Source organism: Actinophytocola sp., assembly GCF_036378875.1.
GTDB lineage: Bacteria > Actinomycetota > Actinomycetes > Mycobacteriales > Pseudonocardiaceae > Actinophytocola.
The window spans coordinates 22,451-47,267 of sequence record NZ_DASUVO010000056.1 but is presented as its reverse complement, the minus strand read 5'-3'; the positions used below and the strand labels follow the sequence as shown (position 1 = coordinate 47,267).

The following is a 24,817-nucleotide window of genomic DNA, read 5'->3' as shown; positions in this document are numbered from 1 at the left end:
GCGGCCAGCGCCCGCCGCACCGTGTTCCGGCTGATCCCGAGCTGACGGACGATCGCCTTGATCGGCATCCCCTCAGCCCGGTGAAGACGGCGGATCTCCGCCCAGTCCTCCACGTTGAGCACTCCCTACTGTCAACGGGGGGCCGTTTTCACCCGTCCGCAGGGGGTCAGTTTTCACGCGTCGCCGACACCAGTGTGGCCGCGTCGCGCGCGGACGATTCACAGCACACGTTCGTGACCGTGCCGGTGATCAGGACGGTGTCGATGTCCCGCTCGTCGAGGAGGCCGGGCAACGGACACCGCCCAGGGAAGAACGCGCTGGCCGCGGTCTTCTCCACGAGAATGTCCTGGTCATGGACCTGGAATTCGCGCCACAACCGCTCCCGCAGCGGCCCGTCGCCCGCGCTGCGGCGGAACACGCGGGAGGCGGGTCCGTAGAAGTCCGCGCGTGCGGGCGTTCCCGCTGGTAGGACCCATGCCACCGTGCCGCCGGCCGCCCGCAGGGTGTCGGCCAGGCGAGCGATGTTCGCGACGATCCCCAGCGCGTAGGGTGACTCGGCCACGAAGAACGGCACCATGTCGATCACGACGAGCGCGGTGCGCTCCGGCTTGAGCTGCTCGTACGCGTGAATTCGACCGCGTCGCTCCAGGTGACGGGCGTATTCCCGTTCCTCGATCCGCCAGGCGTGCGTGTTCATCGACCCACACTGCCGCGACACGGACCGCCAAGTGGCGGCGGGGTGGGCCCGGGCTCGGGCATGCTGTACCCATGGGGCTTGATGACGATCCGTTCGACTGGCGGGTCACCAAGGACGGGCAACTGCTCGTCTCCAGGGGCGGGCGGGTCGTCACCACCGTGCGCGGGTCTGCCGCGGCCAAGCTGCTCGGCCGCCTCGAGCGTGCGGCCGACGACGAGGCACAACAGCTCCTCGCTCGCGCCACCGGCAACTACAAACGCGGCAACGAGCGACATGGCTAGATGGACCGAGGCTGTCGAGGAACCGGTCCAGGACCTCGCCGAGCCCGACTTCGCGCCCGAGCCAAGGCGACGCAGTCGCTTCGTCACCTTCCTGCTCTTCCTGCCGACACTTGTGTTCCTCGCCTACGCCGTCGTCCGGGTCCTCAGCCTCGAAACGTTGGTGGACAACGCTTTCGTCGTCGGCACGATGGCACTCACGCCCTATGTCGCGGCTTTGGGCTTCCTGCTCACGGTCATCATGTTCCTGTCCAGGCGACGGTTGCTCGCACTCGTCGCACTCATCAGCGCGCTCGCGCTCAGCGCCCTGCTCGGGCCGCGTTACCTCTCCGAGGAACAGCCCCAGGCCGACGGTGAACGCCTGCGGATCATGGCAGCCAACCTCTACCTCGGCCGGGCCGACGCCCGCGCGATCGTCAACCTTGTTCGGCAGCAACAGATCGACATCCTGGCGATGCCGGAGCTGACCCCGACCGAGGTGTCCGCTTTGGACGATGCGGGACTGGCGGACCTGTTGCCCTACCGCGTGTACGAAGACCGCCCGGGCGGTGACGGCGGTGGCATCGCCGCGAAGCTCCCGCTGCGCAAGGTCATACTCATGCCGGACAGCGCACTGTCCCAACCGTCCGCGGTGGTCGACCTGCCGGGCCGCGACGACCTCGAACTGACCGCCGTGCACGTGCTACCTCCACTGTCCGATCAGGACACACGCACCTGGCGCACCGAACTCGCCGACCTGCCGAAGGCCGAACCGGGCGAACGGCTACGCATCCTCGCCGGCGACTTCAACGCCACCCTCGACCACGCCGCGTTCCGCGACCTGGTGGACCGCGGTTATGCCGACGCGGGCGAGGAATCCGGCGAGGGACTGGACTCGACCTGGTCGTCCCTGCCGACGGGCCCACCACTGACGATCGACCACATCGTCACGGACTCCCGCTGCGCGATCGGCAGCTACGCTGTCCACGACCTCCCGGGAAGCGACCACAACGCGATCGTCGCCGAGGTGATCCTGCCGTGACACCTAACTCGAACCACAGCAGCGCCGGATCGCGTCCTCGGTGAGCGGGCCACCGACCGGGTCGCGGACCACCCGGCGAAGTTCCTCGCTTCGCGCGGCGGCCCGCAGCGGTTCCGGGAAATGGTCGGCACACCACAGCGGCTCGTGAATTCCGCGAACCGCCGTCGGGTCGTGCAGCAGGTGGTCGGCCACCGCGGGCCACCGCACCCGCAAGACCGACCACAACGCCAGGTGGCCGGCCTCCGGGGTGTTGCCCTCGAGTGTCCGGACGGCCCTGAGCATGCTGTAGGTGTTGAGGAAGAGCTTGGTTTCCCGAGGGTTCGTGCCCAGCAGGGGAGCGAACTTCCGTAGCGCGTGCTCGGTGCGCTGCTGTGTCTCCGGAGCCGCGAGCGCACGAACCGCGTCGACGGCCACCTCACTGCGCACGTCCGGATCGGCGATCGAGTCCAGCGCCGCGAGCACGCGGCCCTCGTCGCCAACCGCGGCCTCGACCTTGTCCCTGGCCTCGGCGACCGCCTCGGCGACCTCCGGGACGCCGCCCACACCGAGAAGACCACCGAGGAACTCACGTTGCGCCGTCTCGCTCAACGCGGGCATCGGCACGGTGAGCTGGAAGAGCTTGTCCATGAACTGGTAGCCCAGCGGACCAGGACGGGTGTCGTCGTCGAACTCGCGGTAGGCGACGGTGTAGCTCTTCCGCAGCCAGTACCCGTCCGCGCTCACCACGATGTAGGCGGCCGGCGAGTCCGAGCCGCGACCCCGATGCCCACCAGGCGCGTCACGAAGCAGAGTCTGCACCGCGTCAAGCAACTCGACGACGTAGTCGTGCTTGCAGCGGTCGAGATCGTCGACGAAGAGCACCACCGGCCGCCGCGACTGCCGCAACACCCAGTCGAAGTGCTCGGCGACCCGCCCCATCGGATTGGTGCCCGACTGCTCGAACAGCCGTGCGCCGCTCGCGGAGTCCCACAGGAGCACACGGGCCGCCACCCTCGCGCCCGTCCACAACACCCCCACGGCGGTGACCACGGACGCGATCAGCTTCAGCAGCTCCGATCCCGGCTGCTCAGCACCGATCACCGCCCGGACCAGCAGCCCCGTCCCCCGGCGAACACGACCAGCAACGTCAGTGACAGCAGGAAAGCCGCACCCGACCGGCGTGCCCGCGCCGCTCTTTCCTTGACCGCGAGCCAGAACCGCGCCCAGCCGGTGCGCTCGTCGACCACCGCGTTGCGCACCGCGGTGAGCAACGCCCACCAGGGCGGCGACAACCGGGACTGCTGCCACGCGTCGAACTCGACGACGAGGAAACCCTCGCTGGACAGGCGTTTCTCCAGCAGCCGAAGGAGTGTGCTCTTGCCGGTGCCCCACGCACCGTCCACATGCACCATGAGCGAGACGTGCGGATGCTCGGCCTTGGACCGGGCAATGTGCGATGCGAGCACGGTCGCCAGCGCGTCTCGCTTGAGCATGTCCTCGGAAGCCGGCGCGTCGTGGAACCACTTGACGTCCGTCTTCTCGACGGGCGGCAGCACCTCCGGCTCGGCCGGTTTGCTGATTCTCAGCTCGACGGCCGCTTGCCGGACCATCGCGGGATCGACCGGTACTCCCTGGAACGTCGCCTGTCGGTATAGCCAGTGGCAGAGCCGTATGACCGCCCGGGCAACACCTCCGGAGACGGCGACCACCTCATGCACACTCTCCACGGTGAAGGGTTCGAGCCGCGACTCACCGAGGTGCGAGAACTGTGTGCGTTGAATCAGGTCAACGACGTCCTCGGCAACCAGCGACGGCATGCGCACGATGTGGTCGATGCGTTCACGGGCGGCGGCGCTCAACCCTTCGAGGAACGACGGCAGGGCCAGCAGTACCAGCAAGGACCCGGACGCGGCGAATCCGCCGAACAGACGCTCAGGCCCAGTTGGCCAGGCGTCCATGTCGTCCATCAACATCACGAACTTGATCCCTCGCGCGCTGTGGAGGAAAGCCAGGGTGATCATTCCCTCGACAGCCGCGATATCCCCGTCGATCGCCGTCGTCACACCGCGGTCCCGTAACGCCGCATCCGGTTCCCCGCCGGTCAGCCAGTGCCACGCGGACTCGGCGTGATCGGGCTGCGCGAGGAGTGTCAGCGCTATGGCGAACTCGGTGCTGACGCCGGTCCCGGACAAATCCACCTGTTCCGCAAGTGCACGCACGTGTGACTCACCGAGGATGTCGACGAGCCGGCGATAGCCGTTGATGAGGGGCAACGACCCCTCCAGGTAACACACGACCGGAGTGGGCTCGACGAGAAGGGGTGCCTGGTAACGGGCTTCGACCGCCAGGTGTGTCTTGCCGGTGCCGAACCCACCGATGACGGCGATGACTTCACCCGATGCCGGCCCAGAAGCGCTGAGATAGCCGTCCAGCCGCTTGTTGATCTCCCGGATGGCCGGTGTCATGACCGTCGCCGCACCGGTGTTCCGAAGGCCGCCGACGGCCACGGCCGAGAAGGGATTCTCGACCCCGTCGGGCGTGGTCACTTGTGCAGTGGGCCGGGGTACAGGTACTCGTCCGCTGGTTGGGTGTCGTCGTGGAACCAGGTCTGGAAGAACTTCGACAGGTCCTTGCCCGCGATCTCCGTGGTGAAGTCCTCGAACTCAAGCCACGACGCGTTCCCGTCCTTGTGCTTCGCGGGCCATTCCTTCAGGACCCGGTTGAAGGCGTCGTCGCCGATGAGGCGGCGTAGGGCGTGCAGGGCGAGCGGGCCCTTCTCGTACACGGCAGAGAACTCGTTGCCCGGGCCCATGTCGTAGAGCTTCCCCGACCACAGTTTGTCGGTGCTGCGCGCGACCTGGGTGCGGTACCGGTCGTCCAGTTTCACGCCTTTCTTGGCCTCGTCCCACAGCCACTGCGCGTAGCTCGCGAAGCATTCGTTCAGGCAGATGTCCCGCCATTCGTCGACCGACACCGAGTTCCCGTACCACTGGTGCGCGTTCTCGTGCACGACCACGTCCTCTTTCGCCCACGCGGCGTAGATGGGGCGGCCCTGGATCTCCAGCGAGAAGCCGATGTTCTCGTTGATGTAGATGCCGCCGGCCGCGGACTGGGGATACGGGCCGAACTTGGACGACAGGAAGTCGAGGATCTCCGGCAGGCGAGACTCCACCGCCCGCTTGGACTCGGCGCCCGGCGCGTACGCGCTGACCACCGGGGTCCCGTTGGCCAGCGTCGACCGGTCGAACGTCCACTTGTCGATCCCGACCGTGGTCAGGTAGGTCGCGATCCGGTTCGGCTCGTTCCAGTGGAAGGTGGTCCAGCCGTCGCCGCCCGGGGTCGGCGCCGACTCGAGCCCGTTCGACACCACGCTCCAGCCGTCCGGGACCCTGGCGTCCAGCTTGAACGTCGCCTTGTCCTTCGGGGTGTCGTTCGCCGGGTACCAGCTCGTCGCCGAGTGCGGCTCGCCCGCCGCGAACGCGCCACCGGACGACGACTGCTGCCACCCGTCCTCGCCGAGTGAGCTTTCACCGGACTCCGGCACACCCTCGTACTGCACGCGGGCCTCGAACGTCGCGCCCGACGCCACCGGGGTGGCCGGCGTGACCACCAACTCGTGGTTGCCGGACCGGTCGAACGCGGCCTTCGCGGAGTCCACGGTGACCGACGAGACCTCCAGACCCTGCAGGTCCAGGTTGAACGTCGTCAGCTCCTCGGCGGCCTTCGCGGTGACCAGCGTGTCGCCGGTCAGCTTCTTCGCCGACGGGTCGTAGCTGATCTGCACGTGGTACGCGGTGACGTCGTAGCCCCCGTTGCCGTCCTCCGGGTAGTACGGGTCACCCGCGCCTTCCTCCGACGGCTCACCGGACGCCGCCGGCGCGTCGCTGGTGACGTCCGGCTCGGCGCTACGCGAACGCGAGACGGAGCAGGCGGCGAGGCTCGCCGCGGCCAGCGTGAGGCAAACGGCACGCACGGCCGTGCGGTTACGCATGATCAACAGCTCCCGTTGGTCGACTGACCTGGACATCATGGCCGACCAGGTGTGATGAGCGGGTTGAATCCGTGTATTACATGCCGTGTGGACGTGGTCGAGTTCGGTGGGGAGGGGCCCGGCATCCTGCTGTTGCACGGGCTCATGGGGCGCGCGACGACATGGTGGCCGGCGGCCAAGTGGTTGGTCAGATACGGCCGTGTCGTCGGGTTGGACGCCCGAGGGCACGGCCGCAGCCCGCACCGGGGCGGCGACTGGCGCACCGAGGACTTCGTCGCCGACGCGGCCGAGGTACTCCAGGAGATCGGCCGGTCGGTCGTGATCGGCCACTCCATGGGCGGACTGCACGCCTGGTGCCTCGCCGCCACGCATCCCGACCTGGTCACCGCCGTGGTCGCCGAGGACATCGCCCCCGACCAGCGCGGCAAGACCGTCGACCCGTGGCGGTCGTACTTCGGCTCGTGGCCGGTGCCGTTCCGGTCGCTGGCGCATGTCCGCGAGTTCTTCGGCCCGCTCGGCGACTACTTCACCGAGTGCATGGTCGAGGGACCCGACGGCTACCGCCTGATGTCCGACCTCGAGGACCTCTACGAGATCGCGAACGAGTGGGGGCGCCGCGACTACTGGCCGTTCGTCGAGCGGATCCGTTGCCCCATGCTCGCCATCGAGGCCGAGCACAGCGCGATGCCGCCCGGCCAGATGGCCGAACTGCCGAAGCGGGCCGGCGGGAAGGTGCACCACGTGGTGGTGGCGGACGCCGGGCACGTCGTGCACCACGACCAGCCGGCGGTCTACCGGGGGGCGGTGGAGGCGTTCCTGTCGGAGGTGCTCGGCCGTTAGCGGCGGCGCGCACGCAGCGAGCGCGGCAGGTCGGCCTGCGGTTGCTGAGGCTGCGCCTCCCGGTAGGGAGCTTGCTGCGCCGGGTTCGAGCGCACCATGAACGAGCCGCCGAACTCCTCGTCCTCTTCCGTCGGCCGGGACCGGCGTGCGGCCGTGGCCGGCACAGCCGGTGGCGCCGGCGCGGCGGCCGGGCCGGGTTGCGCGGGACCCTCGACCGGCGCGGTCCCGGTCAGCGCCTCCGTCATCGCCGCGTAGCGGCGGAACAGGGCCCTGCCCTCCAACGTCAGCGTGTCCGAACGACGCAACGCCTCGATGAGGGTGTCCCGCACCTGCCGCAGTTCCTCAATGCTCATGACGCCCCCTCACCCGCTACGCGGCACCGGAACGCTCCGCAGGCTCCGCTCCTCCGGCGCCCTCCGCGGGGTCGGTGGCGTCCTGAACCTCGATGATTCGCTCCGCAAGCTCCGCTCATGACGCCTCCAGATCGCGCACGACATCCGTTTCGCCCGAATGGGTGTCCACGACAGCGATCTCCGTGATCCTTGCCTTGACCGACCCTACCGGGTACAGCGCGGAGAAACCGGCGATGACGTGCGCCGGCTCCAGGTCACGCGCGAGCACGCAGTGCGGCATCCACGAGCCGGGCAGGTACTGCGCGACCGGCTGCTTGACACGTTTGGCCAGCACGTCGTGCACGGCCGAATGCACGGCCAGCAGTTCGGTGTCCACGACGGCGGTCAGCGCCAGCGTGCCGTCGATCGCGGCGAGCGTCGACAGCCACAGCGACGGGATCGACAGCAGCCGCAGGTCCTCCCGCAGCGCGTTCCGGGTCGCGGCCGGGATGACGCCGGCCGCCGCGAACGTCACGCGCGGGCGGCGCCTGCCGTGCGCGCTCGGTACGCCGGCGTCGTCGAGTCGCCGCCACAAACCACGCACGGCGGCGTCGGCCTCGCCGTCGAAGAAGAACTCCAGCGCCTGCGCCATGCACGCAGACTGCCAGGCGTCAGGCGAGCAGGTCCTGCCAGGTCCGGGTGTCGACCGTCGCGTACCGCAGTCCGCGCGCGGACATCAGCACCTGCGCGGCTTTCGCGGCCTCGCCGGTGTCACCCGCCCGCACGTCACGGACCAGCAGCGGCCACGTGGTGACGCCGACGAACCCGCTCTCGTCGGCTGTGTGGCTCGCGTAGCAGGGTTCGTACGCCACCTTGTTTGCGCCGGCCAGCGCACGGACCGCGGCGAACGTCGAAGCGCCGAACACCCCGTCCGCCTTGACATCGAGGTCACGGTCGCGCAGAAGGTGTTGAGCGGCAAGGACTTTCGTGCTCTCGTCGCCAGGCTTGAGCAGCGGCCACGACCGCTGCGCCGCGACCGGTGCCACGCCGAGGATCGCCGCCACCTCGTCCCGCAGCTCGCCCAGTCGTCCATAGAGGACAGTGCCGGGGCACTCCGTCGCGTTGAAGTCGCGGTGGCCGCGGATATTGCTCGGCGAGATGCCGTACTGCTGCGCGATGTAGGCGACCAGTCGCACGAGCGAGTCCCACAGCTGCGGCGTCACGTCCACCGACGAGTACAGGCCCTCGTTCTCGATGCCGATCGCCTCGCTGTTGTGGTCGGCGACGTGCGCGCCCTGCACGTGCCGCGTGCCCCGGTCGAGGACCTCGACGCTGCGGTGCCGGCCCTCGGTGACGTGCCCGCCCCTGCTGTTGGTCAGCTGCTGTCCCGAGTCGAGCCAACCGCGACCGTCCATGTGGAAGTCCTGGATGGACCGGGAGATCTCGAAGGCGTGCGCCAGCGAGAGATCGCTCGAGTTACCGCCAGCGGTGTGGTGCACGACGATGTACGTCGGCTTGCGGTTGAGCACGGTGACGGTGCCGCTCGCCGGGCGGGCGTCCCACTCGGCGCAGGTGTAGATCCGCGGCCGGGCAGCCGCTTTGACCTCGCCGACGGCGATCGGGGCAGCGGTCGCGCCGAGCGCGGTCATCGCCGTCACGGTGAAGCCGCCCTTCAGTAGGGCGCGGCGGGATACGGCCATCTCGATCTCCCTCGACATGGGGTCGTGCGACCCAGATCGCTGCCTGGCGATCTCGACGGTAGCGCCGCGCGTACCTCAAGACAAGAGTTGCCCAACTATCACGAGATCTGGTTAGTGATCGCCGGGTAGCGCGAACAGCCCGTCGGCGTTCTGCTCCACCAGCCCGTCCACCAGCAGCGAGTCGAGGCACCGGTCCCGCTGGCCGGCGTCGGACCACGCGAGATCGAGCCGCGACTTGGGGACCGGGGTCGAGGTGTCCCGCAGGACGTCGAGCAGCAGCCCGCGTACCTGCCGGTCCGTGCCCGCGAACCGCTGCACCGGCTTGGCCGGCCCGTCGTAGGCCGGGCGTCCAGCGTGCTGCCACGCGCACGCGTCGAAGACCGGGCAGTCGGCGCACCGCGGGTTCCGCACGGTGCACACGGTCTGCCCCAGCTCCATCAACGCCGCCGACATCTGCGCCGCGAGCTCGTCGTCGGGCGGCAGCAACGCGTCCGCGTCGGCCAGATCGCGGGTCGTCGACGCGGGCCCGGCATCCCCGGCGCCGTGCACCGCGCGAGCGATCACCCTGCGCACGTTCGTGTCGACGACCGGACACCGCTTGCGATAGGCGAACGCGGCCACGGCCCGCGCGGTGTAGGCGCCGATGCCGGGCAGCGAGAGCAGGGTGTCCACATCGGACGGCACGACGTCGCCGTGCTCGCTGGCGATGACGGCCGCGGCCTCACGCAACCGCAACGCCCGACGCGGATAGCCGAGCTTGCCCCACGCCCGCAACACGTCGGCCGGCGTGGCGGCGGCGAGCGCGGAGGGCAACGGCCAACGCGCCATCCAGTCGACCCAGGACGGCTCGACCCGGGAAACGGGGGTCTGCTGCAACATGATCTCGCTGACCAGCACGGCCCACGCCGACGTGCCCGGCGCCCGCCACGGCAGGGGCCGGGCCCGCTCGGCGAACCAGTCGGTCAGCACACGGGCATCGAGGCTCATCGTCCGCCGATGCTAGCGATGCGCCCGAACCCCAATGCCCCGAAGGCCCTCGTCCCAAGGCGCACGAGTGGACCATTCGCTCGGACTGACCCCCGAAAGTTGTCCACAGGCCTTGCTGACCAGGTGTTTTGTCGGTGCGGCTTGGTACGATGGCCTCGGGGTGGCCCCCCGGGTATGGGTGGGGGATGCCTACGCAACCATCTGTGTTGGCGTTGATCATGTGAGCGTCTAAGACGCACGATCATGTGAGAGAGCTGGGCCTGCGGGTGTATCTGGGGCGGGTGACCGCTTGGCGGGGGTACTCGGCATTCGCTGGCCTCGATGTTGACCATCGCGGGGGTCGCGTCGGGAGCGCGGTCGATCCTGGCGATCTGGGAATGGGTCAACGACCTGCCGCAGTGGGCGCTGCGGGTACTGGGTGCGCAGTGGAGGCCGCACCGGAATCGGTTTGTCGCGTCGGGGGAGGCCACGTTACGACGCGTGTTGATGCCGCCGCTCATGCCGTGTCCGGGGCTTAGCGCCGCCGCACCAGCACAAACCGACTTTGACGAACCCCTGCGGGTATGGGTGGGGGATGCCTGGGTGACCATCTGTGTTGGCGTTGATCATGAACGGCTCCGCTCTGCCCTTGTCCTGAGGGCACCCTGGGCACCCTCAGGACATCGGCCCGCGCGGCTCAGGCAGCGAAGGCGCGGCGCAGGGCGGCCAGCTGGTCCGTGGTGATCCGCTTCGTGATCTGCGCCGCGGCGATCATGCCGGCGCCGTGGAACGTGCCCGGGTACAGGACCAGCTCGGTCGGCACGTTGGCCTGCGCCAGGCGTTGTGCGTAGGCGATGCCCTCGTCGCGCAGTGGGTCGAACTGGCAGACGTTGACGAACGCCGGCGGCAGGCCGGACAGGTCCTCGGCGCGGGCGGGCGCGGCGTACGGCGACACGTCCTCGGTGCCGCGGATGCCCGGCCCGCCGAGGTAGCAGTCCCAACTGAACTCGGCCGCGGGCCGGTGCCACAGCGGCGTGTCGTGGTAGGCCTGCATGGACGGTGTGTTCAGGCGGTCGTCCAGCTCCGGGATGCCCAGGTATTGGAAGCACAGCTCCGGACCACCGCGGTCGCGGGCCAGCAGCGCGACGGCGGCGGCCAGTCCGCCACCCGCGCTGTCCCCTCCGACCGCCAGCCGGTCGGGGTCGATGCCCAGTTCGGTCGCGGACTTCGCGGTCCAGACCAGTGCCGCGTAGCAGTCGTCGAGACCCGCCGGGAACGGGTTCTCCGGTGCCAGCCGGTAGTCCACGGACACCACGACCGCACCGACCTCGGCCGCGATTCGCGTGGCGTCACTGTCGAACATCGCGGCGCTGCCGAGGATGAACCCGCCGCCGTGGATGAAGACCATGCCGGGCAGTGGGCCGTCCTGCTCCTCCGGGGCGTAGACGCGGACCGGCACGTCCGGCGAGCCGGGCACCACCACGTCCCGGATCGAGACCGGTACCGGCGGGTCGTAGCGCGGCATGTGCTCCGACATCATCTCGTCGGCGCCACGCAGTTCGGCGATGTCGGTGAACTCGAGGTTCGGGAGCATGGCGATCCACGGTGCCAGCTCTGGGTCGAACGCGTAGGCCACGGTGCCTCCTTGGGGTGCGGCTGGAGTGCACTCCAGTGTGGGCAGTCCACTTCGGCTGGGACACCGACACGTGTCGGGCACTTCGCGGCGCGGTCATCCATGTGTCGGATGTCATACGCTTGGTCCATGAAGGGCCTGCTGCTCCGGCTCTCGGCACTGGACGCCAACGCGGAGAACGCCGTCCGCGTGATCAGCTTTTTCGACGAGCTGGTGGCCGGCCGCGTCGACGTCGACACGTTGGTCCGCGCGGCCTCACAGCTCGCGGAATGCCCGACCGGGATCGGTGAGCCGGTGCCGGCGACGGCGGCTGTGCGCTACCTGCCGGACGGCACCCCGGTGTGGCTCGGCCGGTCCGCGCCAGGGCTCGCGCTGGACGAGATCCTGCTGGAACGGCTGGCCATCGCCGCCGCGATCCTGCTCGATCACACGTCCGCCCCGCCTACCGGGCTCGGTGACGCCGCGCTGGTGGAGCTGGCCCTGTCCACCGCGGCCGGCGAGGCGGAACGTTCACGAGCACTGCACCTGCTCGGCCTGCGGCCACAGGCGAAGCTGGCCGTGCTGGCTTCCGTGCGTCCGCTGGAGGTCGGCGGACACACCGCCGAGCTCGGCGCGCTGCACGCCGTGCTCCTGCCTGGCGCGGTACCGGACCTCGACCTCGAGGCGGACATGCGGGTCGGCGTCGCCACCGGGACCGGCATCGACGCGCCGGAGGCGTGGCGACAGGCCCGCACCGCCGTGCGTTTCGCCGGGTACGGGCCGCGCGTGGTCCGCTGGGCCGACCTCGGCGCGCTGGCCGTGCTCGCCTCGTTGCGCCTGGCGGACATCGCCGAGGTGGAGGACGTCGCCGCGCTCGACCGGCTCGCCGAGGACCAGGACACGATCGAGGTGCTCAAGGCGTTCTGCGTGACCGACTCGGTACGCAAGGCGGCCGCGCTGGTGTACCGGCACCACAGCACAGTCGCCGCGCGGCTCGTAGCCGCGGAGGCCCGGCTGGGGTTCTCGCTCAGCACCACCGAGGGCCGCCGCCGGCTGGACCTCGCGCTGGTGCTCCGCCACCTGAGGGAAACCGCACAGCGTTGAATGGGCGTTCCGCTCCCTCGCCGGTTGGGGCCTCCGCTCCTCCGCTACACGCCTAGGACCTCGGTCAGCTCGGCGGTCCGCACGTCGTAGACGAAGCCGCGGACGATGTCGCGGTGCGGGATGAACGGGCTGCGCCGCACCCGCTCCAGCGACTGCCGCACGCTGTCCTTGACTTCGCGGAACGCCTCGATCGCCCACGGCGGGCGGAGCTTGGTGTCGCGTTCCAGCTCGTCCTTGAACTCGTCCTCGGTGATCATCGAAAGGCCGCACGAGGTGTGCTGCATGACGATGATCTCGCGGGTCTCCAGCTTCCGCTGGCTGATGGCGAGCGACCGGATGATGTCGTCGGTGACGACGCCGCCCGCGTTGCGCATGATGTGCGCCTCGCCGTGACGCAGGCCGAACACGTCGAACACCTTGATGCGGGCGTCCATGCACGTGACAACCGCGAGGTGAAGTGAAGGCACCGGTGTGGGGACCTCGGGGGCGCCGTGGTCGATCCCGATGGCGTTCCGGTGCAGCAGTTCGTCGATGGCGGTCATGATGAGCTCCACTTTGCGGTCGACGACTGGATACCCGCTCGATCATCAATTGGAACAAGCGTCCCGGGGAGTGGGCAACGTGTTGTGGGACACCACGGTGTGTGCCCGCGACCAGCGCAAATATCCCCCGATCGAGGACATGGAAGATCCAACCGGACGCGCTGAGGCGGGTTTACCGTCAGGCCATGATCGAACCGAACGGTCCGTTGCCCCAGTACGTGTACTGGCGCCGCCGCGCACTCGCGGCCGGTGTCTCGGTGCTCGCCGTGGTGCTGCTGGTGTGGCTGATCGGCGGTCTTGTCGAAGCGGACGACCAGCAACCGGTACAGGGCACGGCCGGGCTGCTGCCGCCCGCGACCTCGACGCGCGTGTCGACACCGCCGTCGAGCCCCAGCGTGTCGGTGACGACCAGCCCGAGTCCGACGACATCCGGAACGGTCAGCCCGCCGGCACCCTCTCCCACCCCGCCACCACAGCCGGGCCCGCCAGGCCCGTGCCCGGACGCGGCGATGCGCGTGGCCGCCACCCCGGCCGCGCCGTCGTACCCGGTCGGCGCCCGCCCCCTGCTACGGCTGGAGATCACGAACGCTGGCCCGGTCCCGTGCGTGCGCGACCTGAGCCGCCAGCTGCGTGAGGTGGTCGTACTCGCGCAGGACGGCACACGCCTGTGGTCGAGCAACGACTGCTACGGACAGCCGAAGGAAGACGTGCGACTGCTGCCGGTCAACGAGCCTGCGGTGTTCTCGGTGAACTGGGCAGGCCGAACCTCCGCACCCGGCTGCCCGGCAAATCGCAGTCCCGTACCAGCGGGCAGCTACCAGGTATTGGGCCGCCTAGGCGCACTGATCAGCCCACCAGCACCGCTGACACTCACCTGACCGGGCTACGGACCGAACCAGCGTTCTTCCGTGGTGCGTGGTGGGGCTGAGGTCTGGCCGATCACCAGCTCGGTGTCGAGTGTGATGTGGCGTGGCCGGCTGTGTTCCACCGAGCCAAGAAGCAGTTTGCCCGCCGCACGGCCTTTTTCCAGTACCGGTTGGCGGATGGTGGTCAGCCCGACTCGCTCGGCTTCGACGATCCCGTCGAAGCCGGTCACGGTCAGGTCGTGTGGCACGCGCAGTCCGCGTCGCTTGGCCTCGTTCAGTGCGCCCAGCGCGAGGATGTCCGAGGTGCAGATCAGTGCGGTCACCTCGGGGTTGGCGTCCAGCAACTGCGCGGCCGCCGACTCGCCGTTCGCGATGGAGTGGTCGAATCGTTCCACCACCGGCACCCGCGCCCAGTCCACACCCACGGTCTCGAACGACTCGGCCAGTGCGGTCAACCGGGCGCGCTGCACGTGGAAGTGCGCGGTGCGTTGCCTGGCGATCAACGCGAAGCCGTCGTTGCGGTCGCGAGCCAGCCGCATGCACAGGACGCCGATGTGGCGGTGCCCGATCTCGATCAGCCGGCCGGCCAGCCGGGAGATGGCCGCGTGGTCGTCGATGCCCACCAGGTCGACGCCCTCGACCCGTGGCTGGTCGCACACCACCGTCGGCACCGGGCGGGACAGCACGGCCGCCAGGTGTGGGTCGTCGTCGGGCACCGAGTAGACGACGAAGCCGTCGACGCCTGCGCTGTGCACGGCCGTGACGTCGTCGCGTTCCGGGTTCACCGGCACCAGGTGCAGTCCCTGGCCGGCGCCTTCGCAGGCGAGTGCGAGCCCTTCGAGGAAACCCAGCGCCGCTGGGTCACGGAACGCGTACGACAGGTTCTCGGTCAGCAGTAGGCCGACCGCGCCCGCCTTGCGCGTTCGCAACGAGCGCGCGACCGGATCCGGGCCGGGATAGCCCAACCGCCGCGCGGTTTCCAGCACCCGTCTGCGCAGCTCGGGCGAGAGCTGGTCAGGACGGTTGTACGCATTGGACACGGTGGTCCGCGAAACGCCGAGCTCCGCGGCAAGCGACGCCAGTGTCGCTGGCCGACGAACATGCATTGACCGCGCCATGTGCTGACCGTAACGGTTCAGAAGCACAAGTAGAAGCCTGGCGACACACGTCACGTTCACCCAAATTTGCCGGGAGTTCATACCCGACCGGGTGAAGACCTGCGGATTTCTCGTCGTATAGTGGACGAAGCGTAATCGAAAACGGTTTCCATTACCTATAGCGTGACACGCATATGTGTTCGGAGGATCTGATGAAGATCGCGTTACCCCTCGCCATGACCGCGATTGCCCTCGTGGCGGCGGGTTGCGGTGGCGGGGCCGACGAGGCGGCGGCGGACGGCAAGGTCACGGTCGTCGCGTCGACGAACGTGTGGGGGAGCGTCGTCGCCGCGGTCGGCGGCTCCTCGGTGAGCGTCCGTTCGCTGATCGACGACCCGTCCGCGGACCCGCACTCCTATGAGGACAAGCCCGAGGACGCGACGCTGCTCGCGGACGCCAAGCTCGTCGTCTACAACGGCGGCGGCTACGACGACTTCTTCACCAAGCTCGCCGAGGCGTCCGGCTCGAGCGCCAAGCAGATCGACGCCTTCGCCGTGTCCGGCTACGCCGACGGTGAGAACGAGCACGTCTGGTACGACTTCGCGACCGTCAAGAAGGTCGCCGGCAAGGTCGCCGACGAGCTGGGCGCCATCGACCCGGGCAACAAGGACACCTACGAGGCCAACGCGAAGGCGTTCGACGGCAGGATCGACGAGCTCGCCACGAAGGCCGAGGCGATCCCGGACGGCAAGGTTGTCGCGACCGAGCCGGTCGCCCACTACCTGCTCGACACGGCGGGCCTCACCGACGTGACCCCGCCTGCGTTCTCCGAGGCGATCGAGGAGGAGACCGACCCGCCCGTCGCCGCCCTCGCGGACACCAGCGACCTGATCATGAACAAGCAGGTCGTCGCGCTGGTCAACAACGACCAGACGGAGACGTCGGTGACCAAGCAGCTGACCGACGCCGCGGGGAAGGCCGACGTGCCGGTGGTGAACGTGAGTGAGACGCTGCCACAGGGTGTGACCGACTACGTTGAGTGGATGACCGACGAGATCGACGGCTTGGCGGGCGCGGTGTCGTGACTGTTCCGGCGGTGTCCCTTCGGGACGCGACACTCGGTTACGGCGACCGAGTCCTGTGGTCCGGTCTCAACCTGGACATCGAAAGCGGCGAGTTCATCGCCGTGCTGGGCCCGAACGGATCGGGCAAGACGAGCCTGCTGCGGATCCTGCTCGGCCTGACCTCGCTGTCGTCGGGCACTGCCCGGATCGTCGGCGAAACGCCGGGCCGCGGCAACCAGCGCATCGGCTACATCCCGCAACAGCGCGCGATCGACGCGCCGCTGCGGGGCCGCGACCTCGTCGGCCTGGGGCTCGACGGGCACCGGTGGGGGACCGGCCTGTCGCGGATCCGCGAGCGTCGGCAGCGGGTGGACCAGGCACTGGCCGCCGTCGGCGCGTCGGCGTTCGCGAAGGCGCCCGTTTCCCAGCTCTCCGGCGGGGAGCAGCAGCGGCTGCGGGTGGCGCAGGCCCTGGTCAGCGACCCCGAGGTGTTGCTGTGCGACGAGCCGCTGCTGTCGCTGGACCTCGCGAACCAGCAGGTGGTGAGCACGCTGATCGACGAGCGTCGCAGGGCCGCGGACACCGCGGTGTTGTTCGTGACGCACGAGATCAACCCGGTGCTGCCGCTCGTCGACCGGGTGCTGTACCTGGTGGACGGCCGCTTCCGGATCGGCAGGCCGGACGAGGTGATGAACTCCGAGACGCTGTCCGAGCTGTACCGGGCCAAGATCGACGTGGTGCGGGTGCGTGGCCAGATCCACGTGGTCGGCGCGCAGAGCGGCCTCTGCGAGGACCAGACCCACCACCACCTGCACGAGGAGCCTGCCTAGATGGACAAGCTCTTCGACTGGGACCTGTACGGCCGGCTGTTCTCGCTGCCCTACGTCCAGGCCGCGCTGATCGCGGCGGCGATTCTCGGGTTGCTGGCCGGCGTGCTCGGGCCGTTGATCGTGAGCCGCAACATGGCGTTCGCGGTGCACGGCACCAGCGAGCTGTCGTTCACCGGTGGCGCGGCGGCCCTGCTGCTGGGCATGGACGTGGGCCACGGCGCGCTCGCGGGTGCGATCGTCGCGGCGCTCGTGCTGGGCCTGCTGTCCCGGCGCAGCTCCGAGCACGACTCGGTGATCGGCGCGGTGCTGTCGTTCGGGCTCGGCGTCGGCGTGCTGCTGCTGTGGTTCTACCCGGGCCGCGCGTCGAACAAGTTCGGCCTGCTGGTCGGACAGATCGTCGGTGTCGACTTCGCGTCGATCGCGTTGTTGGCGGGCTCGGGGATCGCGGTTCTGCTGGTACTGCTGGTGATCTATCGGCCGCTGCTGTTCGCGTCGGTCGACCCGGACGTGGCGAAGGCCCGCGGCGTCCCGGTCGGCGGCCTGTCCGTGGTGTTCGCGGTGCTGGTCGGGATCGCGACGGCGCTGGGTGTGCAGACGGTCGGCGCGCTGCTGGTGCTGGCGTTGATGATCACCCCGGCCGCCGCGGCGGCCCGCGTGACGGCGAGCCCGCTGCGCGCCACGGTGCTCGCGGTGGTGTTCGCGGAGACAGCGGCACTCGGCGGGTTCATCCTGTCGCTCGCACCAGGCGCGCCGGTGAGCGCGTTCGTCACGGCCATCTCGTTCCTGATCTACCTGGTGTGCTGGACGATCAGCCTGGTGCGGGGCCGGTCCGCGTCGACGACCTCGCTACCCGATGCCGTTCAGCTCCGCGGCGGCGTCGCCTAGAACGAGGTCCTCGGCCGCCATGTCTCGGACTGTTCCTGGGAGTGGCAGGGCTACCGTGATGTCCCGTGAACGCACTCGGCGAGTTCCTGCGCGCACGACGGGAGCAGGTGAGCCCCAAGGACGTCGGTATCAAGGCCGGCGGGTTCCGGCGCGTGCGTGGCCTGCGCCGCGACTGGGAAAACCTGGTGTTCCACGCCGCGCCGGGTAGCCGGAACGCCGAGCGGCTGAACGCCCTGCTGCCATGACGGTTCTCCACCAGGTGCTGGTGTACCTGTCGATGCCGCTGATCGCCGCGGTCATCGGCTACCTGACGAAGCGGGCCGCCATCGAGATGATGTTCCGCCCGCTGACCTTCGTGGGGATACCGCCGTACCTGGGTTGGCAGGGCGTCGTTCCGCGCAACTCGGCACGCATGATCGCGGTGGCGGCGGACCTGCTGACCGCCAAGCTCGTCGATCCACGTGAGATCTTCCAGCGCCTGGACCCCGCACGCCTGGCGAAGGAACTGGAGCTACCGCTGCTGCTGGCGGCGGACGAACTGACCCGCGACGTCATGTCCCGCCACGGCCTGTGGGACGCGCTGCCGCCGCTGGGCCAGGAGATGGTGATCAAGCGGGTGCAGGCGGGCATCCCCGACCTGGTGGCCCGAATCATGGCCGAGCTGGCCGGCAACGTCCACGATGTACTGGACGTCAAGGAGGTGGCGGTCAGCGCGCTACACCGCGACAAGCGCCTGCTGCTGAAGCTGATCCGTGACATCTCCCGCCCGGAGATGGCGTTCATCGCGCGGTGCGGTGTCTACTTCGGACTGGTTCTCGGTCTGGTGCAGACAGTGGTGTGGGCACTGACGAAGGCCACCTGGGTGATGCCGGTGTTCGGTGCCGCGATCGGCTGGTTCACCGACTGGCTGGCGATCAAGCTCGTGTTCTTCCCCCGCGAACGCCGCAAGATCCTCGGGTTGTTCCCGCTGCAGGGCGTCTTCCAACGCCGAAGGGATGAGGTGGCCAAGCAGTACGCGGAAGTGGTGGCGCGGGAGGTGATGACGGTCCCGAACCTGGTGGCGGGGGTACTGAACGGACCACGAGCGGACCGGGTCCACAGTCTGATCCGCGAAACGGTGGAGCAGGAGATCGAGGACCAGGCAGGCCTGGCCCGCTCCCTGGTCGGCGCACCCCGCTTCACCGCACTGAAGAAGACCGCGGCCGACCGAGCAATCCGTTATCTCCCAACGACAATGCTGACCGCGGAACGCTACGCCACCGAGGCACTGGACATCCGCGACACGATCACCACCAAGATGCGCCGCCTGACCCGAACCGAGTACGAGGGCCTGCTTCGCCCGGCCTTCCGCCAGGACGAGTGGAAACTGATCGCGGTAGGCGCGGCGATCGGCGCACTGATCGGCGAACTGCAGGTGCTGCTCTTCCTGCACTGACCTACCCGAGCGCACGCACGACCTCGGCGTAGGTCAGGTCCACATCGCCTTCCACGACAGGGACAACCCGCGCTCCCGGCCGCGTCCCGACGATCGAGACCAACCGGTCGTACATCGCTGACAACTCCGCGAGCCCACCGCTGCGATCAAGCAACTCCTGCGCGTCGACGTGCCCCGGCTCGACCGCCAGTCGACTGCGTTCGGTGAATCGCCGCAGCGTGTTCTCCTTGCTGTCCAACAACACGACCTCGTGGAACGCGGCCACCACGTCGCCGGCGAGCCGCTCCAGCTGTTCGATGAACGTCAGCCGGCCGAGGAACTGCGGGACCACCACGTCATGACCGGCCACCAGATGAACACGCGCGGCGGCGAGCGCGATCTCCCGTGCGAGCAACCCCGCGGTGTGCGGATCGTCGCGCCAGCGGCCGATCAGGCCACGCACATGGTCGATGTCGAGGTTGAGCGCCAAGGGATGCTCGTCGACATACCGACGGGCCACAGTGGACTTACCACACCCGGGCGGCCCGTTGAGCAGGATCAGCCGAGCCGTCCTGATTTCATGCCGGCGAGTCTGCATGCCAGAACGTCCTCCCGTAGAGGCCGGCGTGGAGTGCGCCGAGGGTCGCCCGACCGAGTGAAACTCGCGCCGCCCTGACTCGGCTCAGGGCCTTTACCTGCGGAAACGAGCGATTGAAACTACACCGATGTTAGTAACGGTTCAGTAACGAAGGTCGTGCTGACGCTCGTTCGTGGCAACATACGAAGGCCGCAAACGTATGTACCATGTACGTACGAATCTAAGGAGACGGGCATGGCTGCCAAGGAGGGCACGCAGCGAGCGCTACGAGAAGGGAGGATCAACCTGAGGGCAACCACGAGACAGGAACAGCTGCTCCGCCAGGCGGCGGCCGCGACTGACCGTTCGGTCACCGACTTCATACTCGACTCCGCCGTTACCCAAGCGGAGCGCGTTCTCGCTGACCGTCGATGGTTCATACTCGACGACGAACGGTGGAAGGAGTTCCAGCGACTCCTGGACGAGCCGGTGCCCGCGATGCCGAAGATGGCGCGGTTGTTCTCCAAGCCGAGCCCTTTCGCGGATCACGATGATGACCGGTGACGCTGGCGTCGAGAGTGAAACTCTTTGTCGGCCGCGGAAACTCGAGAGAACTGATCGGGTCCGTGGATTCAGTAGTGGAGTGGACGAACTCGACGACTGGATAGCCAAGTACGCCTGGGTCAACCAGAAGGCGAACAACGCGGTGACGTACGTGACCGCGACACCGGACAGGCAGGTGGTCGGCTACTACGCCATCGCGGTCGCCGGTGTCAGCAAGCTGAAGGTGCCGGGCGGTGTCGCCGGCGATTCCCCTCCGACGGACGTCCCGTGCATACTCCTGGCACGTCTTGCCGTTGACTGGCAGTACCAGGACCGGGGTGTCGGGTCCGCGCTCTTCGCGGATGCCTTGCAACGAGCGGTGATGCTCTCCGAGAGTGTCGGCGTACGGGCGTTCTTGATCCACGCGCGCGATGATCGTGCCCGCGACTTCTACATGAAGAATGCGGAGCTCCAGCCCTCGCCAACTGACGAGTTGCATCTCATGGCTCCCATTCACTGGATTCGGGCAGCCATACGTCAGGCTCTGGAGGAGGCGGCTACGACGGACGTGAGCGCGTAGGTCCAGCGTGGCCAACCATGTGACTGGTTGCCTCCTCCACCCACTCGCGAAGCGGGTACCAATCAATCCTGACGGACGCATGGTCTCCTTCATGGACCAGGTCCGCGGGGTTCCACAGGATGTACGTTTGTGTGTCGCCGAGTTTGCGCACGTTTCGTAGGACATTCTGGGCCCGGTCCGTCTGCTTCAGCCGCATGAAAGCGGACGCCCGGTTGGCGAGGAGTAAAGCGGTACCTCCGCCGACCTCCTGAGCACACCTGTTGATTTGCTCCAGTGCGCCCTCGGGATCCTTCGGAATGAGGCAGAACCCGAGCATGGATCGCTCCGACCACAGCCCTGGGGCCTTGTCCAGCACGGACCGCAGAACCACCACGGCCTGGTCCACGGCGCCGTTGCGCAGCAGCGTCACCACGTAGGACGACAGTTCTTCGCCCGACACGTTTCCAATGAGCAGCTCATGATCCAGCGCATAAGAGGCTCTGGAAACGATGGACTCAATCAGCAGACCAGTGTGTAATGGTCGCTGGTTGAGCAGGGAAAGTGGAAGCCCTGCCTCACTGGCGGTCGCTTCCGGGTTGGCCGCGAACCTCAGTTCCCAGTACAACGATGCCCGATACCAGTCGTCGTAGTCGGTGTGGGTAAATCGGTCCACCAGCCAGTGAATGGCTTCATGGCCACCCCGGATGTTGACGTCTTCCTCGCGAAGATCAGCGTCCTTCTCTTCGGTGTACGACCAGGAAAGAAGGCATTCGATCGGAGCGGTGCTCGTCCAGCTCCGTATCCGCTCCGCGAGCGCACCGCCCTCAAAGGCATGGAACATGGCAAAGTGCTTCGCGCCGTCATCGGTGTCGACCGCCGGCGCATCAACGGTTTCCGCGACAAGGTTCAGCCAGGGCCGAAGTGCGACTGGCTGGAGGTCCCCGGTGCTGATCGCGCTCATCACATGATGCTTGATGGCCGACCTCAGTCGACGTTCGAATCCAACCCTGACCATCGCATCGGGAGGTATGCCGAGTTCCCCGAGTCGAGCAAGGGAAAGAGTCAGTCTTACCTCTCTCTTTCGGGTGTTCGTGCCAAGCCACGGAGGCGACAAGATCTCGTTGGAAAAATCGCGAAAGAGTGCCGCGGGATGCCACTCCGCGCTTGGCAGGACATCCGCGCCCGGTGCGAACCTCGCGTGAATCATCGGAATATCGAAAGTTTCCGCCTCCAGGCGAGCGTGCCACTCGTTTTCAAGGCGGTCGGCGAGTGTGCGACAGCGACAACGTGAGCTCGGGGTGGGCGACAACGAATGCCCGCTGCGTTCGCAAGCATCAGCGAAGTAACCCGCGGCGACAGCGGCCAGTTCCTCGTCCAACGTTCCTCCCCAGGAGCGGCCCACCCAGCGGATTCGGACAGTACATCATCACGGTATGTATCATTCGGCTGACACGGGGCGTTACATTGTATTCACGACGTGATCATCGATGTATCAGAATTGGTAGTACAGGAACGGGCTGAAGGTGCCCGTCGCCACCAGGATTGCCGCGTACAGCAGGCCTGCTGTCATTACCGTGACCCGCAGGACGGTGGCGGGTTTGCTGCGCGAGGACTCCAGCAGCGGTCCGGTCACCGGGTGGGCGGGGAGGAACACGATGACCAGCGCGCACAGCAGGATTATCAAGCGCTGGTTGGTGAAAGCCAGGTCCACGACATCGGTCAGACCCGTGAAGTCGGGGAGCAGCATGTGCCCGATCATCGTGAGGGCCTGCGGCAGGTCGGCGGAGCGGAAGAACACCCAGCCCACGATGACCAGGCCCAGCGTCAGGGCTCGGCGGGCTGTGCGGCGACCCGCCGCCTGCGGTGACTCGTCCAGGTGGAAGCCGCGTTCGATGATGAGCAATGCGCCGTGGTACAGGCCCCACACCAGGTAGGTCCAGTTCGCGCCGTGCCAGAAACCGGTCAGCACGAACACGATGATGAGGTTTCGGTGGGTTTTCGCCGCGCCGTGGCGGTTGCCGCCGAGTGGGATGTACACGTAGTCCCGGAACCAGCGGGACAACGACATGTGCCAGCGGCGCCAGAACTCCGTCACCGTCACCGACGAGTACGGGCGGGCGAAGTTTTCCGGTAGGCGGAAACCCAGCATCCGACCGAGGCCGATGGCCATGTCGGAATAGCCCGAGAAGTCGAAATACAGCTGCAGCGTGTACGTCAACGCGCCCAGCCACGCGATGGCGAACGTCATCTCGTCACCGGGGGTGGCGAAGCACGCGTCGACCAGCGGGCTCAGCGAGTCCGCGATGATGACCTTCTTGCACAGGCCCAGCGCGAAACGGGGGAAACCGGCCGCGATGTCGTCCAGGCGGTGGGTGCGTTCCTGCGGTAGCTGGTCCGCGATTTCGCGGTAACGGACGATCGGGCCGGCCACCAGTTGCGGGAACATCGAAATGTAGGTCACGAACGACACCGGGTTACGCAGCGCGGGACGCTCGCCACGATAAATGTCCACTACATACGAAATGTTGTGGAACGTGTAGAACGAGATGCCGATCGGCAGTACCAGGTGCGTGATCGGGAAATCGCCGCCGAAAAGCTGGGCGAAGCCGTTCAGTTGCATGGTGAGGAAGCCGAAGTACTTCCACACCACCAGCGAACCCACGTTGACGCAGATCACCGAGATCAGCACGGCCCGCTTGCGGCGCCGGGCCAGTGCCCACTCGTCCGGTTCCAGTGACTGGCCGGCGATGTAGTTGACCGCCATGGTGGCCAGCAGCAACAGCGTGGTGGCGCCGGCGCCCGCCGCGTAGAAGATCAGGGACGAGACCGCGATGATGGTGTTTCGCCAGTGCCTGGGCGCCAACAGCACCGCGCCCAGCACCAGCGGCAGGAAATACCACAGGAACAACGGGCTGGCGAACGACACACTGACCTCCCCCGACCAGCGACCGAGCTACTACGTTCGGCCGGCCACCCGTCGACGTCGCGACACCTCCGCCAATACCACGCCCGCGGCGACCGAAGCGTTCAACGACTCCACGCCCGCCGCCATCGGAATGGACACCGTCTCGTCACACGACTCGCGGACCAGGCGGGAAAGCCCCCGGCCCTCCGAGCCGACCACCACGACCAGCGGGGACGTGGCCAGTGACAGGTCGTCGACCGTGATGGAACCGTCGGCGTCCAGACCAACGATCATCAGACCCTCAGCCGCGTACTGGCGCAGCACGCGTGTCAGGTTTGTCGCCACCGCCACCGGGATCTTCGCCGCGGTGCCCGCCGACGTCCGCCACGCCACCGCGGTCACGCCCGCCGACCGACGTTGCGGCAGCAGCACCCCGTTGGCGCCGAACGCGACAGCGGAGCGGATCACGGCCCCCAGGTTCCTCGGGTCCGTCACGCCGTCCAGCGCCACCAGCAGCGGCGGTTCCGTCGAGTCCCGTGCCACCTCCAACAGCTCGTCCGGGTGTGCGTACTCGAACGGCGGCATCTGCAGCGCCAGCCCCTGGTGCAGCGCCCCGCCCGTCAGGCGGTCGAGCTCCGGCTTGCTGACCTCCAGCACCGAGATGCCCCGGTCGGCCGCCAGTCGGACCGCCTCGGTCACCCGATCGTCCGCGTCCACGCCCAGCTGCACGTACAGCGCGGTCGTCGGCACCGTCGCGCGCAGGCACTCCACCACCGGGTTGCGGCCTGCGACCAGCTCCGCCGTCGGCTTGTCCTTCGCCGCGCGGCGCTGCTGCTGAGCCTTGTTCGCGGCCGCTGCCCGGCGCTGCGCCGGGTGCCCCGGACGAATGCTCGCGCGCGGGGTCGGGCCCTTGCCTTCCAAACCCTTGGACTTCTGGCCGCCGGAACCGACGACCGCGCCCTTCTTCGACCCAGGCTTGCGTATGGCGCCCTTGCGCCTGGAGTTGCCTGCCAAC

The 24,817-nt window shown here is 68.1% G+C and carries 28 protein-coding genes; 12 read left to right on the top strand and 16 right to left on the bottom strand.

The window, feature by feature from the left end; all coding sequences use genetic code 11:
• The coding region (locus VF106_RS16550; RefSeq protein WP_330840609.1) for a helix-turn-helix domain-containing protein at positions 1–122 on the bottom strand (122 nt) is incomplete at its 3' end.
• Between the two features lie 44 nt (positions 123–166).
• Entirely contained in the window at positions 167–697 is a 531-nt protein-coding gene (locus VF106_RS16545; protein ID WP_330840607.1) for an isochorismatase family protein, read from the bottom strand.
• Between the two features lie 71 nt (positions 698–768).
• Here VF106_RS16545 and VF106_RS16540 point away from each other — a divergent pair, with 71 nt between their 5' ends.
• Together VF106_RS16540 and VF106_RS16535 are read left to right on the top strand one after the other, a co-directional pair.
• A complete protein-coding gene (locus tag VF106_RS16540; RefSeq protein WP_330840606.1) occupies positions 769–978 on the top strand; it encodes a hypothetical protein in 210 nt (69 codons plus the stop codon).
• Positions 971–1,996: an endonuclease/exonuclease/phosphatase family protein gene (locus tag VF106_RS16535; protein WP_330840605.1), complete on the top strand. Its 1,026-nt coding sequence runs from the start codon at positions 971–973 to the stop codon at positions 1,994–1,996. The genes VF106_RS16540 and VF106_RS16535 overlap by 8 nt, the downstream gene beginning before the upstream one ends.
• Positions 1,997–1,999: 3 nt before the next feature.
• On the opposite strand, the gene VF106_RS16530 is transcribed toward VF106_RS16535, so the two are convergent.
• From VF106_RS16530 to VF106_RS16520, 3 genes are read right to left on the bottom strand one after another with little or no spacing between them, the layout of a single operon-like run.
• A complete protein-coding gene (locus tag VF106_RS16530) occupies positions 2,000–3,076 on the bottom strand; it encodes a P-loop NTPase fold protein (RefSeq protein WP_330840604.1) in 1,077 nt (358 codons plus the stop codon).
• On the bottom strand, positions 3,073–4,521 hold the full coding sequence (locus VF106_RS16525) for a P-loop NTPase fold protein (protein ID WP_330840603.1): 1,449 nt from the start codon (positions 4,519–4,521) through the stop codon (positions 3,073–3,075). The genes VF106_RS16530 and VF106_RS16525 overlap by 4 nt, the downstream gene beginning before the upstream one ends.
• Complete coding sequence (locus VF106_RS16520) at positions 4,518–6,005, bottom strand: M1 family metallopeptidase (RefSeq protein WP_330840602.1); 1,488 nt, start codon at positions 6,003–6,005, stop codon at positions 4,518–4,520. The genes VF106_RS16525 and VF106_RS16520 overlap by 4 nt, the downstream gene beginning before the upstream one ends.
• A gap of 15 nt (positions 6,006–6,020) precedes the next feature.
• Between VF106_RS16520 and VF106_RS16515 the strand changes: the two genes are divergently transcribed.
• The gene (locus VF106_RS16515; RefSeq protein ID WP_330840601.1) at positions 6,021–6,806 is read left to right on the top strand and encodes an alpha/beta fold hydrolase; all 786 of its coding nucleotides are present in this window, start codon (positions 6,021–6,023) and stop codon (positions 6,804–6,806) included.
• Here VF106_RS16515 and VF106_RS16510 read toward each other — a convergent pair.
• From VF106_RS16510 to VF106_RS16490, 5 genes are all read right to left on the bottom strand, one after another.
• Complete coding sequence (locus tag VF106_RS16510; protein ID WP_330840600.1) at positions 6,803–7,159, bottom strand: hypothetical protein; 357 nt, start codon at positions 7,157–7,159, stop codon at positions 6,803–6,805. The two genes, VF106_RS16515 and VF106_RS16510, sit on opposite strands and share 4 nt — an antisense overlap.
• Positions 7,160–7,274: 115 nt before the next feature.
• Positions 7,275–7,790: a 2'-5' RNA ligase family protein gene (locus VF106_RS16505; RefSeq protein WP_330840599.1), complete on the bottom strand. Its 516-nt coding sequence runs from the start codon at positions 7,788–7,790 to the stop codon at positions 7,275–7,277.
• Between the two features lie 19 nt (positions 7,791–7,809).
• Entirely contained in the window at positions 7,810–8,838 is a 1,029-nt protein-coding gene (locus VF106_RS16500) for a peptidoglycan recognition protein family protein (protein WP_330840598.1), read from the bottom strand.
• Positions 8,839–8,949: 111 nt separating this feature from the next.
• The gene (locus tag VF106_RS16495; protein ID WP_330840597.1) at positions 8,950–9,825 is read right to left on the bottom strand and encodes an HhH-GPD family protein; all 876 of its coding nucleotides are present in this window, start codon (positions 9,823–9,825) and stop codon (positions 8,950–8,952) included.
• Between the two features lie 676 nt (positions 9,826–10,501).
• Positions 10,502–11,440, bottom strand: a complete 939-nt coding sequence (locus VF106_RS16490) for an alpha/beta hydrolase (protein WP_330840596.1) — start codon at positions 11,438–11,440, stop codon at positions 10,502–10,504.
• Between the two features lie 126 nt (positions 11,441–11,566).
• Here VF106_RS16490 and VF106_RS16485 point away from each other — a divergent pair, with 126 nt between their 5' ends.
• Entirely contained in the window at positions 11,567–12,520 is a 954-nt protein-coding gene (locus VF106_RS16485) for a helix-turn-helix domain-containing protein (protein WP_330840595.1), read from the top strand.
• A 44-nt stretch (positions 12,521–12,564) separates the two neighbouring features.
• Here VF106_RS16485 and VF106_RS16480 read toward each other — a convergent pair whose 3' ends face one another.
• Positions 12,565–13,062, bottom strand: coding sequence for a beta-class carbonic anhydrase (locus VF106_RS16480; RefSeq protein ID WP_330840594.1), 498 nt, complete (start codon positions 13,060–13,062; stop codon positions 12,565–12,567).
• A gap of 185 nt (positions 13,063–13,247) precedes the next feature.
• Here VF106_RS16480 and VF106_RS16475 point away from each other — a divergent pair, with 185 nt between their 5' ends.
• Positions 13,248–13,940, top strand: a complete 693-nt coding sequence (locus tag VF106_RS16475; protein ID WP_330840593.1) for a hypothetical protein — start codon at positions 13,248–13,250, stop codon at positions 13,938–13,940.
• A 5-nt stretch (positions 13,941–13,945) separates the two neighbouring features.
• On the opposite strand, the gene VF106_RS16470 is transcribed toward VF106_RS16475, so the two are convergent.
• On the bottom strand, positions 13,946–15,046 hold the full coding sequence (locus tag VF106_RS16470; protein WP_330840592.1) for a LacI family DNA-binding transcriptional regulator: 1,101 nt from the start codon (positions 15,044–15,046) through the stop codon (positions 13,946–13,948).
• Between the two features lie 191 nt (positions 15,047–15,237).
• Here VF106_RS16470 and VF106_RS16465 point away from each other — a divergent pair, with 191 nt between their 5' ends.
• From VF106_RS16465 to VF106_RS16445, 5 genes are all read left to right on the top strand, one after another.
• Entirely contained in the window at positions 15,238–16,110 is an 873-nt protein-coding gene (locus tag VF106_RS16465) for a metal ABC transporter solute-binding protein, Zn/Mn family (RefSeq protein WP_330840591.1), read from the top strand.
• 11 nt (positions 16,111–16,121) lie between these two features.
• On the top strand, positions 16,122–16,919 hold the full coding sequence (locus VF106_RS16460; protein ID WP_330840590.1) for a metal ABC transporter ATP-binding protein: 798 nt from the start codon (positions 16,122–16,124) through the stop codon (positions 16,917–16,919).
• Positions 16,920–17,804 (top strand): metal ABC transporter permease, encoded by an 885-nt coding sequence (locus tag VF106_RS16455; protein ID WP_330840589.1) that lies wholly within the window; start codon positions 16,920–16,922, stop codon positions 17,802–17,804.
• A 65-nt stretch (positions 17,805–17,869) separates the two neighbouring features.
• A complete protein-coding gene (locus VF106_RS50890) occupies positions 17,870–18,049 on the top strand; it encodes a hypothetical protein (protein ID WP_414638985.1) in 180 nt (59 codons plus the stop codon).
• On the top strand, positions 18,046–19,239 hold the full coding sequence (locus VF106_RS16445; protein ID WP_330840588.1) for a DUF445 domain-containing protein: 1,194 nt from the start codon (positions 18,046–18,048) through the stop codon (positions 19,237–19,239). Before VF106_RS50890 ends, VF106_RS16445 begins: the two co-directional genes overlap by 4 nt.
• Position 19,240: 1 nt before the next feature.
• Here VF106_RS16445 and VF106_RS16440 read toward each other — a convergent pair whose 3' ends face one another.
• Positions 19,241–19,816 (bottom strand): AAA family ATPase, encoded by a 576-nt coding sequence (locus VF106_RS16440; protein WP_330840587.1) that lies wholly within the window; start codon positions 19,814–19,816, stop codon positions 19,241–19,243.
• A 234-nt stretch (positions 19,817–20,050) separates the two neighbouring features.
• On the opposite strand from VF106_RS16440, the gene VF106_RS16435 reads away from it, so the two are divergent.
• Positions 20,051–20,359 carry a type II toxin-antitoxin system TacA family antitoxin gene (locus tag VF106_RS16435; RefSeq protein WP_330840586.1) on the top strand — a complete coding sequence of 103 codons (309 nt, stop codon included), beginning with the start codon at positions 20,051–20,053 and terminating at the stop codon, positions 20,357–20,359.
• Between the two features lie 79 nt (positions 20,360–20,438).
• On the top strand, positions 20,439–20,918 hold the full coding sequence (locus VF106_RS16430) for a GNAT family N-acetyltransferase (RefSeq protein WP_330840585.1): 480 nt from the start codon (positions 20,439–20,441) through the stop codon (positions 20,916–20,918).
• Here the strand turns inward: VF106_RS16430 and VF106_RS16425 are convergent.
• The 3 genes from VF106_RS16425 to rlmB form a co-directional block, all read right to left on the bottom strand.
• Positions 20,896–22,275: a tetratricopeptide repeat protein gene (locus VF106_RS16425; protein ID WP_330840584.1), complete on the bottom strand. Its 1,380-nt coding sequence runs from the start codon at positions 22,273–22,275 to the stop codon at positions 20,896–20,898. The genes VF106_RS16430 and VF106_RS16425 overlap by 23 nt on opposite strands.
• A gap of 114 nt (positions 22,276–22,389) precedes the next feature.
• Positions 22,390–23,823 (bottom strand): MBOAT family O-acyltransferase, encoded by a 1,434-nt coding sequence (locus tag VF106_RS16420; RefSeq protein WP_330840583.1) that lies wholly within the window; start codon positions 23,821–23,823, stop codon positions 22,390–22,392.
• Between the two features lie 30 nt (positions 23,824–23,853).
• Positions 23,854–24,816, bottom strand: a complete 963-nt coding sequence (gene rlmB / locus VF106_RS16415; protein WP_330840582.1) for a 23S rRNA (guanosine(2251)-2'-O)-methyltransferase RlmB — start codon at positions 24,814–24,816, stop codon at positions 23,854–23,856.
• Between the last annotated feature and the right edge of the window lies 1 nt (position 24,817).